The organism is Ancylobacter crimeensis (assembly GCF_023016805.1).
GTDB classification, from domain to species: domain Bacteria; phylum Pseudomonadota; class Alphaproteobacteria; order Rhizobiales; family Xanthobacteraceae; genus Ancylobacter; species Ancylobacter crimeensis.
Map to the genome: position 1 here is coordinate 1 of NZ_JALKCH010000026.1, position 752 is coordinate 752.

At 66.2% G+C, this 752-nt stretch carries 1 protein-coding gene; it reads right to left on the bottom strand.

Translation table 11 applies throughout. The features are described from left to right. A partial coding sequence (locus MWN34_RS19540; protein WP_247030988.1) for a 2-hydroxy-3-oxopropionate reductase occupies positions 1-737 on the bottom strand: 737 nt, incomplete at its 3' end. Positions 738-752: the final 15 nt, after the last annotated feature.

Here is a 752-nt window from a genome sequence, read left to right on the forward strand (position 1 = left end):
GCCCCGGTGAGCGCCAGGTTCAGGTCCTTCTGGTGCAGCTCGATGCGGAAGCCGGGGTTGAAGGTCCGGTTCACGATGCGCTCGCCATGCACCTCGAGGATGCGCGAATTGGCGAAGCCGCCCATCAGCGCCTGCCGCACCTTGGCCGGATCCGCGCCCGCCTTGGAGGCGAACAGCAGCGCCTCGGACACCGCGAGGATGTTCAGCGCCACGATGATCTGGTTCGCGACCTTGGTGGTCTGGCCGTCGCCATTGCCACCGACCAGGGTGATGTTCTTGCCCATCTTCTCGAAAAGGGGCTTCACCTTCTCGAACGCCGCCTCGGGGCCGCCGACCATGATGGTGAGCGAGGCCGCCTTGGCGCCGACCTCGCCGCCGGAGACCGGCGCATCGAGGTAGTCGCAGCCCAGATCGTTGATCTTCTTCGCGTATTCCTTGGTCTCGACCGGGGCGATCGAGCTCATGTCGACCACCGTCTTGCCGGGGGTCAGGCCGGCCGCCACGCCGCCCTCGCCGAACAGCGCGGCGCCCACATGCGGGGTGTCCGGCACCATGGTGATGATGACGTCCGCGTTCTTCGCAACCTCGGTGGCGCTGGCGCAGGCCGTGCCGCCCTTGCCGGTCAGTTCCGCGGAGACCGGCTTGATGTCGTAGAGATAGACCTCATGGCCCGCATCGATCAGGTGACCCGCCATCGGCGCCCCCATGATCCCCAGACCGACAAATCCGACCTTCATCTTCGTTCCTCGTTT